The organism is Mesorhizobium australafricanum (genome assembly GCF_033977265.1).
Lineage (GTDB): Bacteria > Pseudomonadota > Alphaproteobacteria > Rhizobiales > Rhizobiaceae > Mesorhizobium > Mesorhizobium australafricanum.
The window spans coordinates 25,505-38,876 of record NZ_JAVIIT010000006.1 but is presented as its reverse complement, the minus strand read 5'-3'; the positions used below and the strand labels follow the sequence as shown (position 1 = coordinate 38,876).

13 protein-coding genes are annotated in these 13,372 nt (G+C 65.5%); 8 read left to right on the top strand and 5 right to left on the bottom strand.

Features of this window, described 5'->3' with window-relative positions:
* The first annotated feature begins 48 nt into the window (after nucleotides 1-48).
* From RFM98_RS13425 to RFM98_RS13395, 7 genes are all read left to right on the top strand, one after another.
* Nucleotides 49-1,365 carry an ABC transporter substrate-binding protein gene (locus RFM98_RS13425; RefSeq protein WP_320309325.1) on the top strand — a complete coding sequence of 439 codons (1,317 nt, stop codon included), beginning with the start codon at nucleotides 49-51 and terminating at the stop codon, nucleotides 1,363-1,365.
* Nucleotides 1,366-1,400: 35 nt separating this feature from the next.
* Nucleotides 1,401-2,132, top strand: a complete 732-nt coding sequence (locus RFM98_RS13420) for an ABC transporter ATP-binding protein (protein WP_320309595.1) — start codon at nucleotides 1,401-1,403, stop codon at nucleotides 2,130-2,132.
* The gene (locus RFM98_RS13415; protein WP_320309324.1) at nucleotides 2,129-2,857 is read left to right on the top strand and encodes an ABC transporter ATP-binding protein; all 729 of its coding nucleotides are present in this window, start codon (nucleotides 2,129-2,131) and stop codon (nucleotides 2,855-2,857) included. The genes RFM98_RS13420 and RFM98_RS13415 overlap by 4 nt, the downstream gene beginning before the upstream one ends.
* Nucleotides 2,854-3,750 carry a branched-chain amino acid ABC transporter permease gene (locus RFM98_RS13410; protein WP_320309323.1) on the top strand — a complete coding sequence of 299 codons (897 nt, stop codon included), beginning with the start codon at nucleotides 2,854-2,856 and terminating at the stop codon, nucleotides 3,748-3,750. Before RFM98_RS13415 ends, RFM98_RS13410 begins: the two co-directional genes overlap by 4 nt.
* Complete coding sequence (locus RFM98_RS13405; protein WP_320309322.1) at nucleotides 3,747-4,811, top strand: branched-chain amino acid ABC transporter permease; 1,065 nt, start codon at nucleotides 3,747-3,749, stop codon at nucleotides 4,809-4,811. Before RFM98_RS13410 ends, RFM98_RS13405 begins: the two co-directional genes overlap by 4 nt.
* 2 nt (nucleotides 4,812-4,813) lie before the next feature.
* The gene (locus tag RFM98_RS13400; RefSeq protein WP_320309594.1) at nucleotides 4,814-5,599 is read left to right on the top strand and encodes a coniferyl-alcohol dehydrogenase; all 786 of its coding nucleotides are present in this window, start codon (nucleotides 4,814-4,816) and stop codon (nucleotides 5,597-5,599) included.
* Between the two features lie 76 nt (nucleotides 5,600-5,675).
* The gene (locus RFM98_RS13395; RefSeq protein ID WP_320309321.1) at nucleotides 5,676-7,121 is read left to right on the top strand and encodes an aldehyde dehydrogenase; all 1,446 of its coding nucleotides are present in this window, start codon (nucleotides 5,676-5,678) and stop codon (nucleotides 7,119-7,121) included.
* 163 nt (nucleotides 7,122-7,284) lie between these two features.
* Here RFM98_RS13395 and RFM98_RS13390 read toward each other — a convergent pair whose 3' ends face one another.
* The 5 genes from RFM98_RS13390 to RFM98_RS13370 form a co-directional block, all read right to left on the bottom strand.
* Nucleotides 7,285-8,139, bottom strand: a complete 855-nt coding sequence (locus tag RFM98_RS13390; protein WP_320309320.1) for a sugar phosphate isomerase/epimerase family protein — start codon at nucleotides 8,137-8,139, stop codon at nucleotides 7,285-7,287.
* A gap of 4 nt (nucleotides 8,140-8,143) precedes the next feature.
* A complete protein-coding gene (locus RFM98_RS13385; RefSeq protein WP_320309319.1) occupies nucleotides 8,144-8,920 on the bottom strand; it encodes an ATP-binding cassette domain-containing protein in 777 nt (258 codons plus the stop codon).
* Complete coding sequence (locus RFM98_RS13380) at nucleotides 8,917-9,909, bottom strand: ABC transporter permease (RefSeq protein ID WP_320309318.1); 993 nt, start codon at nucleotides 9,907-9,909, stop codon at nucleotides 8,917-8,919. Before RFM98_RS13380 ends, RFM98_RS13385 begins: the two co-directional genes overlap by 4 nt.
* 149 nt (nucleotides 9,910-10,058) lie before the next feature.
* Nucleotides 10,059-11,048, bottom strand: coding sequence for a sugar ABC transporter substrate-binding protein (locus RFM98_RS13375; protein WP_320309317.1), 990 nt, complete (start codon nucleotides 11,046-11,048; stop codon nucleotides 10,059-10,061).
* Between the two features lie 60 nt (nucleotides 11,049-11,108).
* Complete coding sequence (locus RFM98_RS13370; protein ID WP_320309316.1) at nucleotides 11,109-12,188, bottom strand: LacI family DNA-binding transcriptional regulator; 1,080 nt, start codon at nucleotides 12,186-12,188, stop codon at nucleotides 11,109-11,111.
* Nucleotides 12,189-12,332: 144 nt separating this feature from the next.
* Between RFM98_RS13370 and RFM98_RS13365 the strand changes: the two genes are divergently transcribed.
* Nucleotides 12,333-13,364 (top strand): hydroxyacid dehydrogenase, encoded by a 1,032-nt coding sequence (locus RFM98_RS13365; RefSeq protein WP_320309315.1) that lies wholly within the window; start codon nucleotides 12,333-12,335, stop codon nucleotides 13,362-13,364.
* The last annotated feature ends 8 nt before the right edge of the window (nucleotides 13,365-13,372 follow it).

Genomic DNA, 13,372 nt, shown 5'->3' with positions numbered 1-13,372 from the left:
GGAAGACCCGTTTGCCGTCGCGCCGGGCGGCCACTGAGGGAGGAGCAGATGTCTCACATTATCGGCACCAAACCCGTCATATCGGGCATTTCACGACGCCAGTTCATCGTCACTTCGGTGGCCGGCGGCGCAGCGATCGCATTCGGCCGCGGCAAGGCCTTTGCGCAGGCCCCCGACACACTCAAGGTCGGCTTCGTCAGCCCACGCACCGGCCCGCTCGCCGGCTTCGGCGAGACCGATGGCTATGTGCTCGATCTTGCCCGCAAGGCTCTGGCCAATGGCATCGAGCTCGGCGGCAAGAAATTCAGCGTAGAGATCATCGATCAGGACACCCAGTCGGATCCGTCACGCGCCGGCCAGCTCGCCAAGGACCTGATCAACAACCAGGGCATCGACCTGATGCTCGCGGTCTCCACGCCGGAGGTCATCAACCCGGTGGCGGACGCCTGCGAGGCAGCCGGCGTGCCTTGCCTCTCGACGGTGATGCCATGGGAGGCCTGGTATTTCGGCCGCGGCGCCAAGCCGGGCGCCCCCTCGCCTTTCAAATGGACCTATCATTTCGGCTTCGGTGTCGGCGAGTTCTTCAAGACCTATATCTCGCAGTGGAACCTGATCGAGACCAACAAGAAGGTCGGCGTCATGTATCCCAACGACGCCGACGGCAATGCCATCCGCGCAAACCTTGCGCCGCTGCTCGCCAAGCAGGGCTTCACCATCGTCGATCCCGGCGCCTACGAGACCGGCACCACCGACTATTCCTCGCAGATCGCGCTGTTCAAGCAGGAAGGCGTCGAGATCTTCAACTCCTTCCCGATCCCGCCCGACTTCGCCGCCTTCTGGCGTCAGGCCGCGCAACAGGGCCTGACCCGGCAGATCAAGATCGCCCAGGTCGCCAAGACCGGCTTGTTCCCCTCCGACATCGAGGCCCTCGGCGACCTCGGCATGAAGATTTCGAGCGCCGCCTATTGGCATAAGGCCTTCCCCTACAAATCGCCGTTGACCGGCGTTTCTGGGGTTGAGCTTGCCGATGGCTATGAGTCGACAAGCGGCAAGCAGTGGACGCAGCAGCTCGGCGCCTCGATGTCGCTGCTCGACGCCGGCTTCGAAGCCTTGAAGGCGAGCGCCAGCGCCAAGGACAAGGCGGCGGTCGCCAAGGCGCTGAGCACGTTGAAGACCGAAACCATGATCGGCAAGGTCGACTTCACCAGCGGCCCGGTCGCCAATGTCTCGCCCGGCCCGATCATCGGCACGCAATGGATCGCCGCCAAGGAAGGCGGCAAATTCCCGCTCGACTATGTCGTGACCGAGAACGCCACCGACCCGAAGGTGCCGGTCGAGGCCAAGCTCCAGCCGTATAACGGCTGATCTTTCGAACGCGTGAGGACCGCATCGTGAACGCTATGCCCAACGGTGCGATCCTCAGCGCCGCCGGCATCCACAAACGCTTCGGCGCGCTTGTGGTGCTGGACGACATCGACTTCGCCATGGGCGCCGAAGAGGCGGTCGGCATCGTCGGCCCCAACGGCGCCGGCAAGACGACGCTGCTCAGCGTGCTCTCCGGCGCCTATCCGCCGAGCGCCGGAACGATTGCTTTCAAGGGCGATGACGTGACGGCGCTGCCGGCCACGCAGCGCTGCCGGCTAGGTCTGGTGCGCACCCATCAGGTGCCGAAGCCTTTCGGCGGCATGACCGCTTTCGAGAATGTCTTCGTCGCCGCGTCACATGGCGCCGGGCTCGGCCGCGACGAGGCCTATGAGGAAGCACTCGGCTCGCTGAAGCTCTGCGGCATGCTGGGCGTCGCCAACCGCCGCGCCGAGACGCTCGGCCTGCTCGACCGCAAGCGGCTGGAACTGGCGCGTGCGCTGGCGGCAAAACCCACACTGCTTCTGCTGGATGAGATCGGCGGTGGCCTGACCGATGGCGAGGCCGGCGAGCTTGTCGAGACCATCCGCGAATTGCGCCGCCGCAAGATCGGCATCGTCTGGATCGAGCATATCGTCCACATCCTGCTGCAGGTGGCCGAGCGCCTTATCTGCATGGATGCCGGCAAGATCATCGCCGACGGCGAGCCGCAACAGGTCATGGCCGACCCGCAAGTGATCGGCGCCTATCTCGGCGGAGGGCCGAAATGAGCCTGCTGTCGGTCGAAGATCTGGTTGTCCGGCATGGCTTGCTGCAGGCGGTGCGCGGCGTCAGTTTCAGCATCGAGCGCGGCGAGACGCTGGCGCTGGTCGGCGCCAACGGCGCGGGCAAGACGACACTGCTCAGGGCAATCGCCGGCGCGCACCAGGCCGCTTCCGGCCGCGTGGTCTTCGACGGCGCCGACCTCTCCGGCGTGCCTTCGCATGAACGTGTCCGCAAGGGCATGGCGTTGGTACCCGAGGGCCGACGGCTTTTCGTGCAGATGACGGTCGAGGAGAATCTCCTGCTTGGCCGCACCGCCGGGCGACCGGGCGAGTGGAGCGTCGAGCGCGTGCTCGACACCTTCCCCAACCTCAAGCCGCGCCGCCACGCCAAGACCGGACATCTCTCGGGCGGCGAGCAGCAGGCGACCGCGATCGGCCGGGCGCTGATGAGCAATCCCGACCTGCTCCTGCTCGACGAAGTCTCGCTCGGCCTGTCGCCGCTGGTTGTCGACCGCGTCTATGCCTCGCTGTACGGGCTGATCAGTTCCGGCACGACGATCATCCTCGTCGAGCAGGACCTCAACCGCGCGCTCTCGGTTTCCAACAAGGTCATCTGCATGCTGGAGGGCCGGGTCGCGCTCGCCGGCGACAGCAAGGAGATTTCACGCGACGAGGTGACCAAAGCCTATTTCGGCCTGCACCGGAAAGGCGCCGGAGGCGTGCCGGCGTGAGCAATCAGATCGTCCAGGGCATCCTGCTTGGCGGCTATTACGCGCTGATCGCCTGCGGCCTCTCCTTCATGTTTTCGGTGATGCGCATCATCAACCTGGCGCATGGCAGCCTTGCCGTGCTGTCGGCCTTCGCGCTCTGGCTGCTTGCCTCGCGCTTTCACATCCCGCCTTTCCTCGGCCTGCTTGTTGTCCTGCCGCTGATGGCGGTGATCGGCTGGGCGTTGCAGCGCTTCCTGCTCGAGCGCAGCGCGCGCGGCGGCGCGCTGCTGCCGATCCTCACCACCTTCGGTCTCGCCATCGTCATCGACAATGTGCTGTTCGAGCAGTTCGGCGCCGACACCCGCTCGCTGGCGCCCTTCATCGGCAACCTGTCCTACGATTCCTGGGAATGGCCGGGCAGCATCTATGTCGGCAAGCTCGCGGTGATCATCTTCGCTGCCGCCGTGGTCCTGCTCGGCGGACTGCAGCTCTTCCTCACCCGCACCGGGCTCGGCCGCTCGATCCGAGCCACCTCGGAAGACCCTGACACGGCTGGTCTCGTCGGCGTCGATGCGCGCCGCGCCAACGCCGTCGCCGCGGCCATCGCCATGGTGACGGTCGGTCTCGCCGGCGCCTTCCTCGGCATGCGCGCGACCTTCGATCCCTATGCCGGCGCCACGCAACTTCTGTTCGCCTTCGAGGCGGCCGTCATCGGCGGCGCCGGCTCGCTCTGGGGCACGCTGATCGGCGGCATCGTTCTGGCGCTCGCCCAGACGCTCGGCGCCAAGATACACCCGCAAGGTTTTCTCATCGGCGGCCATATCGCTTTCCTGATCGTTTTGTTCATCCGGCTCCACACCTCCGGCCTCGGCCTGCGTGACTTGCTCCGTCTCTCCACGGGGAAGCCATCATGAGCGTCGCCTCGCCCGTCATAGAGCGCGGCACCGCCGCCTCGCGCATCGCCGGCATCGGCGTAGTTGCTATCATCCTGCTGCTCGCCATCGCGCCGCAGTTCCTGTCCGCCGGCGCGGTCGACCGCATGACCGCGCTGTTCATCTATGTGATCCTCGCCGCGATGTGGAACGCGCTCGCCGGCTTCGGCGGGCTGGTGTCGGTCGGCCAGCAGGTGTTCTTCGGCCTCGGCGCCTACTTCGCCATCCGGCTTGCCAATGCCGGCATGAACCCGTTCGTCTCGCTGTTTGTGTCGGCGATCATCGTCGGCGTGGTGTCGTGGCCGATCTCGCTGTTCATGCTGCGCCTGAAGAATGGCGAGTTCGCCATCGGCATGTGGGTGATCGCGGCGCTTACGCACCTTCTCGTCAATCTCGACAGGCTGATCCAGGGCGAGACCGGCACGTCGCTGATTGCGCTCAACGTCTACGACGCATCGACGCGCAGGCTGACGATCTACTGGCTGGCACTTGGCTCGATGGCGGCGCTGCTCGCGATCCTGTTCGGCCTGCTGCGCGGCAGCACCGGTGCTGCCATCCGCGCCATCCGCGACAATGAGGATGCGGCCGCCTCCGTCGGCGTGCGCGTCACCGGCACCAAGCGACTGCTCTTCGTGCTTGCCGCCTTCGGCATCGGGGTTGCCGGCGCGCTGTGGCTGGCGACCGCCATCACCTTCCAGCCAAAAACCTATTTCAACGTGCAGTGGACCGCCTACATGATCTTCATGGTGCTGGTCGGCGGCATCGGCACATTCGAGGGCGCCATCATCGGCGCGCTGCTCTTCTTCCTCATCGAGACCTGGTTCGGCGGCACCGGCGTCTGGTACCTGATCGGGCTCGGCGCAACGGCGCTCGTCTTCTCGCTGCTCCTGCCGCGCGGCCTATGGGGAACAGTCGAGGAGCGCTTCGGCTGGCGGCTGCTGTCTGTCGGCTACCGCGTCAGGCTTCCCGCTATTGGCGCAGCAGACCCTGCCACCGACACAACTGCGCCGACACAGACAACGACACATCGGGAGAAGGCATGAGCATGCTGTTCGGCAAGACGATCCTCATCACCGGCGTCGCCTCGGGCATCGGCGCCCGCACCGCGGAATTGGCGGGCCAGTTCGGCGCCGACGTGATCGGCGTCGACTTGCGCGAGCCGGCCAGCCACCAGGGCGTCTTCGTCCAGGCCGACATCTCGTCCAAGGCCGGCGTCGATGATCTCGTCGCGCGGCTCCCGCAGCGCGTCGACGCGCTCTGCAACGTCGCCGGCCTCTCCGGCAACACCGGGGCCGCGCCGACGCTTGCCGTCAACTTCTATGGCCCGCGCGCGCTTTCCGAAGCGCTGGCGCCAAGGCTTCGCGAGGGCGGCGCCATCGTCAACGTCGCCTCGATCGCCGGCTATGGCTGGCGCGCCAACCTCAACCGCGCCGCCTCGATGGTCAGCGTCGAGGGTTTTCCAGACATCGCCAAGGTGATTGCAGACCACGCGGTGAAGAACGAGGAAGGCTATCCGGTCTCGAAGGAATTGCTGCTTCTGTGGACCTTCCGCGCCGCGCATCAGGAGCTGTTCAGGAGCCGCGGCATTCGCGTCAACGCGGTGAGCCCCGGTCCGGTCGAGACGCCGATCCTCAAACAGTTCCGCACCGTGCTCGGCGACGCCCGCGTCGACAGCGATATCGCCCGGGTCGGACGCGCCGGGACCTCCGGCGACATCGCGCCGGCCGTGCTGTTCCTGTGCTCCGACGGCGCGCGTTGGATCAACGGTGCCAACGTGCCCGTCGACGGTGGTCTCGAAGCATCTATAAACGCCGAAGTGCTGGGTTTTTAGATCATGATCCCGAACCGAAGGTCAGCGAACGCAAAAAAAGATCATGGTCAAACTGAAATAGGCGAAGGAGAGACCAATGGACATCGGACTTCTGATCGACGGCGACGAGCGGGCGGCGACCGGCAAGGCTTCCTATGAGCGCCTGGACCCGTTCACCGGTAAGCTGGCGACGCGCGCCGCCGCCGCAAGCATAGCCGACGCCAACGCCGCGGTCGATGCTGCGGCCGCTGCCTTCGATGCCTGGTCGAAGACCGGTCCCGGCGAGCGCCGCGCCCTGCTTTCCAAGGCAGCCGAAATCATGGCTTCCAAGGTCGGCGAGTTCACCCGGCTGATGTTGGAAGAGACCGGCGCCACGGGCCCCTGGGCCGGCTTCAATGTCATGCTGGCGTCCAACATGCTGCGCGAGGCAGCCGCCATGACGACCCAGATCTCTGGCGAGGTCATCCCCTCGGACAAGCCCGGCACGCTGGCCATGGCGATCCGCCAGCCGGCCGGCGTCTGCCTCGGCATCGCGCCGTGGAATGCGCCGGTCATCCTCGGCACCCGCGCGCTCGCAATGCCGCTCGCCTGCGGCAACACGGTGGTCTTGAAAGCGTCCGAAATGTGCCCCGGCACGCATCGCCTGATCGGCCAGGTGCTGGTCGAGGCCGGCCTGCCCAATGGCGTCGTCAATGTCGTCACCAATGACCCGAAGGACGCGGCTGCAATCGTCGAGACGCTGATCGCGCATCCGGCGGTGAAGCGCGTCAACTTCACCGGCTCGACCAAGGTCGGCCGCATCATCGCCGAGCTTTCCGGAAGGCACCTCAAGCCGGCGCTGCTCGAGCTCGGCGGCAAGGCGCCGCTCGTCGTGCTGGACGATGCCGACATCGACGCCGCCGTGAATGCCGCGACCTTCGGCGCCTTCATGCACCAAGGCCAGATCTGCATGTCGACCGAGCGGCTGATCGTCGATGAAAAGATCGCCGATGAATTCGTCGCCAAGCTCGCCGCGCGCGCCTCCAAGCTTCCGGCTGGCGACCCGCGCGGCCATGTCGTGCTCGGCTCGCTGATCAGCAGCCAGGCCGCCGACAAGATGGAGGAACTCGTCGCCGATGCCGTCGCCAAGGGTGCAAAGCTTGTCGCGGGGGGCAAGCGCAGCGGTACAGTTGTGGAAGCGACACTGCTCGACCACGTGACACCGGCGATGCGCGTCTACGCGGAAGAATCCTTCGGCCCGGTGAAGCCGGTGATCCGCGTCAAGGGCGAGGAAGAAGCGGTGCGAGTCGCCAATGACACCGAATACGGCCTTTCCTCCGCCGTCTTCAGCCGCGACATCCGTCGCGCCATGGCTGTCGCCGCGCGCATCCAGGCCGGCATCTGCCACATCAACGGCCCGACCGTCGGCGACGAGGCGCAGATGCCGTTCGGCGGCGTCAAGGGCTCCGGTTACGGCCGCTTCGGCGGCAAGGCTTCGATCGCCGAGTTCACCGACCTGCGCTGGGTGACGATCGAGGATCCCGGACAGCACTACCCGTTCTGATTCTTCCTTCTCCCCTTGTGGGAGAAGGGGATCGGCGCGACAGCGCCGAGACGGATGAGGGGTGTTCCAGCAAAGTGAGACGTTGGTGTTCCCTGGAACACCCTCATCCGACCTCGCTTCGCGAGGCCACCTTCCCCCACAAGGGGGGAAGGAAGAAATGAGCTCACCCCAGCGTGAGACCCGCCTTCTTCGCTGCCTCGCGCAGGAACGGCAGGCCGACTTCGATGACGTCGCGCGGGTCTTCCGCCACCGGGCGCCACACTGCGAGCCCGCCGGCGATGTCGACATCGACATGGTTCATGCTTTCGAGCGTGATCGCGCCCTGATAGCCGATGTCGGCGATCGCCTTCATGCAGGCCGCCCAGTTGAGCATGCCGCGCCCCGGCACGCCGCGATTGGCCTCCGACACATGCACGTAGCCGAGATAGGGCGCCGCCGCCTCGAAGCCTGAGGCAAAACTCTCCTCCTCTATATGCATGTGATAGGTGTCGAGATGGATGAAGATGTTGTCGGCGCCGACGCGCTCGATGATGCGCGCCGCGTCGATGCCGCGGTTGATCAGATGCGTCTCGTAGCGGTTGCAGGGCTCGATGCCGAGCTTGAGGCTGCGCGACTTCGCCGACTTCGCCGCGCGCTCGAGGAAGCGGCACATGCCGTCGATCTCCCTTTGCGTCGGCGCCCGTCCAGTGGTCTTGCCGATCGTGCCGTAGGTGACGCCGCCCAGAGCTTCGGCGCCGACCTCGTTGCAGACCTTGAACGCCGGCTGCAGGAAGTCTAGCGCTTCCTCCGGCCGCTCGACCACGTCGAGCGCGCGCGGCAGGCCCAGCGACGGAATGAGCTGGACGCCGTAGTGGCTGGCGAAGCCGCGCGTGCGCTTGGTGTCGATCTCCTCGGGACGCAGCAGCGGGATCTCCATCAGGCCGATGCCGAGCTCCTTCAGCCGGTCCATCTGCGGTTCGATGCGGGCCAGGTCCCAGACCGGAGCGATGGCGAAGGTGTGCAGTCCGAAGGTATTCATAGGCTCAGCCTCGTTGCTCATGCGCCGCCGCGGCGGCAATGTCGCCGCCGCCGACGATGCGGCTGACGACTTCGTTCATATTGGTCCTGGCGGTGACGAGATCGGCGTCCGCCCTGCCGTGGCGCAGCACGACGATGCGGTCGGTGACCGACAGCACGTCGTTCAGCCGGTGCGAGATCAGGATGACGGCGATGCCTTCCGACTTGAGCCGACGGATCAGGTCGAGCACGCTCTGCACCTCGCGCACGGCGAGCGCCGCCGTCGGCTCGTCCATGATGACGAGCTTCGGATTGAAGGTGAGCGCACGCGCGATCGCCACGGTCTGCTGCTGGCCGCCGGAGAACGAGCCGACCGACCGGTTGATCGATGGCAGATGCGCACCCAGCCGCTCGATCATGCTGGCTGCCTGGCGGTCCATCTCGCCCTTGTCGACGAAGCCGGGGAAGAGGCCAAACAGCCGCTTCGTCGGCTCGCGCCCAAGGAAGATGTTCGAGGCCACATCCTGTTGCTTGGCTAAAGAAAGATCCTGGTAGATCATCTCGATGCCGAGGCGGCGGCGCTGTCCGGGATCCAGCGCGATGATATCCTTGCCGTCGAATTCGATCGAGCCGGTGTCGGCGCGGTAGATGCCGGTGATGGTCTTCATCAGCGTCGACTTGCCGGCGCCGTTGTCGCCGACCAGTCCGACCACCTCGCCAGCCGCGACCGAGAGGTCGACGCCATGCAGCACATCGACCGCGCCAAAGCTCTTGCGGATGCCACGAAGCGAAAGCAGGGTCATACGCGCGACTCCTTCCGCACCTGGTACTGGTCGATGAAGACCGCGAGGATCAGCACGGCGCCGATCGCCATCTGCTGGTAGTAGGACTGCACCGCAAGCAGCGTCAGCCCGTTCTGTAAGACGCCCATGATCAGTGCGCCGATCATCGTGCCGAGGATCGAGGCGCGGCCGCCGAAAAGGTTGGTGCCGCCGATGATCGCCGCCGTGATCGCGGTGAGCTCGTAGTTGATGCCGGCGGTCGGGTCGCCGGCGTTGACGCGGGCGGTGAAGAGCAGGCCCGCGAGCCCGGCGAGCGCGCCTGAAAGCGTGTAGATGATACGGCGGTGATGCTCGACGCGGATGCCGGCCGCGCGGGCGGCACTCTCACTATCCCCCAGCGCCAGCGTGTGGCGTCCGAAGCGCGTATAGGCAAGCACCGCATGCGCCACGATCGCCGTCAGCACCAGTATGATCACCGGCATAGGAATGCCGAAGGGCCGGCCCTGCCCGATATAGACGATCTCGGGTGGCAGGCCGTAGATCGCCCTGCCCTGCGAGATGACCAGCGCCAGCCCGCGCGCCAGGCCCAGCATGCCAAGCGTGACGATGAAGGCCGGCACGAAGGCGCGGGTGACCAGTTGCCCGTTGATGTAGCCGGCGATCGCGCCGGTCAAAATACAGGCGATCACGGCGAGCACCGACGGCCAGCCGAGATTGACCGCCACGAAAGCTCCCGCGACACCGGCCAGCCCCATCACCGAGCCAAGCGACAGATCAAGCCCGCCCGAGCCGATGACGAAGGTGGCGGCGATCGCCAGCACGCCGATCGTCGATGTGGCCAGCAGGATATTGAGGAAGTTGCTGAGCGACAGGAAATAGGGCGACAAGAGCGCCATCGCCGTGCTGAGCGCCAGAAGCACCACCAGCGACTCCAGCCTGATGTGGAGCCTTTCGACGGATGCGCGCTGCACCCGAGCCCAGAACCCGGGCTGCGTCGTTTCGGAAGCCATTTTTCTTCACCCTTCGGGTAAGGGGATAAGGGAGTAGGTCAGTAGGGGAGTAGGGAAGTAGGGAAGTAAGATGGCTGGGTCGTCTCGGATCAGCGCAATCGGCCCTTCCCTACTCCCCTACTGCCTTACTCCCCTACTCCCTTCCCTTCCTACTTCACATATTGCAGCATCGGCTCCTTGCCGGCGTCGATCACGTCCTTGGTCAGCACCAGCGTCGGCACGGCGATGCTGTCCTCGACCTTCTCGCCGGCCAGCGCCTTCTTGACGTTCTCGACCGCCTGCTTGCCGACGAGATAAGGAAGCTGCGCGACGGAGGCGTTGAGGCGGCCTTCCTTGATCGACTTCACCGCATCGACGTTGCCGTCAACGCCGATGATCGTCACCTGCGGCCCCTTGCCGGCCGCATAGACCGACTCGACCGCGCCTAGCGCCATGCCGTCATTGGCGCAGAAGATGGCGACGAGGTCGGGATGCGCGGTCAGCGTGTCGGTGGCGATCGAGGCGGCCTTGCCGCGATCCCAGTCGCCCGGCAGCGAGGCGACGATCTCGAGGCCTTGCGCCAGTTCCTTCAGCTTGTCGGCAAAGCCCTTGGCGCGCTTTTCGCCGGTGATGTTGCCGGAGAGGCCTTCGATGACCAGCACTGGACCCTTGGCGTCCTTGCCGAGCTTGTTGGCGAGATATTCGGCGCCCTGCGCGCCGGCGGCGATGTTGTCGGAGCCGATATGGAAGGTAACCTTGACGCCTTCCTTGTCGAGCACCGCCTGGTCGAGATTGTTGTCGAGATCGACGATCTTGACGCCGGCATCCTGCGCCGACTTCAGGCAAGGCAGGAGGTTGGTCGAGTTGATGGCGGCGGTGATCATCGCCACCGGCTTGCGCTCCAGCATGGTGTTGCACAGGTTGAGCTGCGGCTCGGCCGCCTGGTCGCTCTCGGCCGCCTGCTGGAAGTACTTCACGCCGGCTTCCTTGGCGCCGTCCGCGACACCCTGCGCCATCGCGCCCCAGAACGGATTGGCCAGCGTCTTCATCAGCACGCCATATTCGCCGTCCTCGGCCTTGGCGGCGCCGACGGCGGAAAACGCAAGCGCGACGCCCATGGCTAGGGTAAATCGATTTATTTTCGAGAAGTGCGATGTCATTTTATCCTCCGTTGATCCTTTGCGCCGGATGCCTCGGCCAGGGCCGGCGCCTGCTTTCGTTCACGACAATGGGGGCTGTTGTCGGTCTCCTCCCCCGGAATGCGGACCGTTGCCTGGCGAGCCAACGGATTCCCGCATCAACACCTGGCAGGGCTCGAGCCGCGCCGTGGGCGGTCCCACAGCACCTTCGACCCTGCGAAACAGAAGGTTCATCGCCTCGCTGGCGATCTGGCGTACCGGCTGCACCACGGCCGCGATCGACGGCCATGTCACCTGCATCCATTCCGCATCGTCGAAGCCGACCAGCGAGATATCGTTCGGGCAATGCCAGCCACGCCGGCGGAATTCAGACAGCGCGACAAGCGTGCCCTTGAGCAACAGCGAGTAAACAGCGGTCGGTCGCTCGCCCCTGGCAAAGTAATCGCGAAGCGAGGACCTGAGCGGCTCGACGCTGACTTCCGAGGTGATGACGTCGATGCGCACCGACGGGTTGAGCGCCAGCGCCTGGGCGCGAAACCCCTCGAGGCGGGCGCGCACGGTCGCAGCCTGCTCGGCAAGGCCGATGACCAGGATATGGCTGTGCCCCTTGCCGACCAGCATGCGCGCAACTTCGGCGCTGGCGGCGGCGCTGTCGGCCGATACCGTGTCGAAGGCGTCGTCGGACAAGACGCGGTCTATCAGCACGCCGGTCATGCCGTTGGATTTCATGAAGGCGGCCGCCGGCCCATGCTCGTTGCGCACCGGCGCCAGCACCACGCCGGCAACGCGCCAGTCATGCATGCGGGCGAGGATCTCCTTCTCGCGCGCTTCCGATTCACGGCTCGATGCCGCGACCAGCGTGTAGCCACGCTGCTCGGCAAGGCCTTCCAACTCGGTGACCATCGAACCGAAGAACTCGCTTTCGAATTCCGGCATGATGGCGCCGATGATGCGGCGCTTGGCCCTGCGCATGTCGGATGCCAAAGGATCGACGCGATAGCCCAGACGCTCGACCGCATCGAAGACACGCTGCGCGTTTTCCGGCTTCACCGTGGTGACGCCGGCAAGCACCTTGGAGACGGTGGCCGCGGACACGCCGGCATGGCTTGCCACGTCGTGGATCGACGGACGCCGCCGCTGCTGGGCTCCTTGTTTTGCCATTGACCTCCTCCCCGAGGGCAGGCAGCCGATTTGCCTCACCGATCTAATCGATAAATCGATTTTTCGTCCTTGTAAATCGTTTCATCGGGAGTAAGACTGGAAAGATGTGATTGACGCGATCCAATCGCTCCCGGGAGGAAAAACATGTCCGACAAAGCCTTGCCGCTGGTCATCAGCGCGCCCGAACCGCGCACGCTCGACCTGATTTTCACGCCGCCGCAACTGGCTCTGTTTCGCAAAAAATATCGCATCGTCGAGACAACGCCTGAAGGCGTGGCGGAGTTGCAGCCGCAAGTGCTGGCCGAGGCGCGTTACATCATCGGCCAGCCGCCGATTTCAGCCGAAACGCTGGAAAAGCTGAAGGCGCTGCGCTGCATCTTCAACGTCGAGACCAACCTCCTCAACAACATGCCCTATGAGACGCTGTTTGCGCGCGGCATCCATGTCGTCACCACCGGCCTTGTCTTTGCCGAGCCGGTCGCCGAGCTCGGCCTCGCCATGGCGCTGAACCTGGCCAGAAACATCGTCGACGCCGACCTTGCCTTCCGCCAGGGCAAGGAATTGTGGGGCGGCGACGGCAACCAGACCGCGCGGCTGCTCTCGGGCGCCGATGTCGGCATCATCGGCTTCGGCGATCTCGGCCGCGCGCTCAACCGCCTGCTGACCGGCTTTCGCACCCGCACGAAGGTCTACGATCCGTGGCTGCCGCCGTCGATCCTGATCGACAACGGCGTCGAGCCGGCCTCGCTGGACGAAGTGTTGTCGCAAAGCGATTTCATCTTCGTCGTCGCTTCCGTCACCAGCGAGAACCAGGGTTTCCTGGGCGCCGATGCCTTTGCCCGGATGCGCAAGGGCGCAGCCTTCGTCCTGCTCAGCCGCGCCGGCGTCGTCGATTTTGAGGCATTGATGGCGTCGGTGAAGAGTGGCCATATCGTTGCCGCCAGCGACGTCTTCCCGCAGGAGCCGCTGGCGCTGGGGCATCCTGTCCGCACCCTCCCCGGCTTCCTGCGCTCGGCGCATCGCGCCGGTGCCCTCGACATCGCGTTCAAGCGCATGGGCGACATGGTGCTGGAGGACATGGATCTCATCGACCGCGGCCTGCCGCCGCTGCGCTCCAAGCGCGCCGAACGCGAGACGGTTTCGAGGATGCGGTCCAAGCCAGTCGACAGGAACTGAGGCTGCAG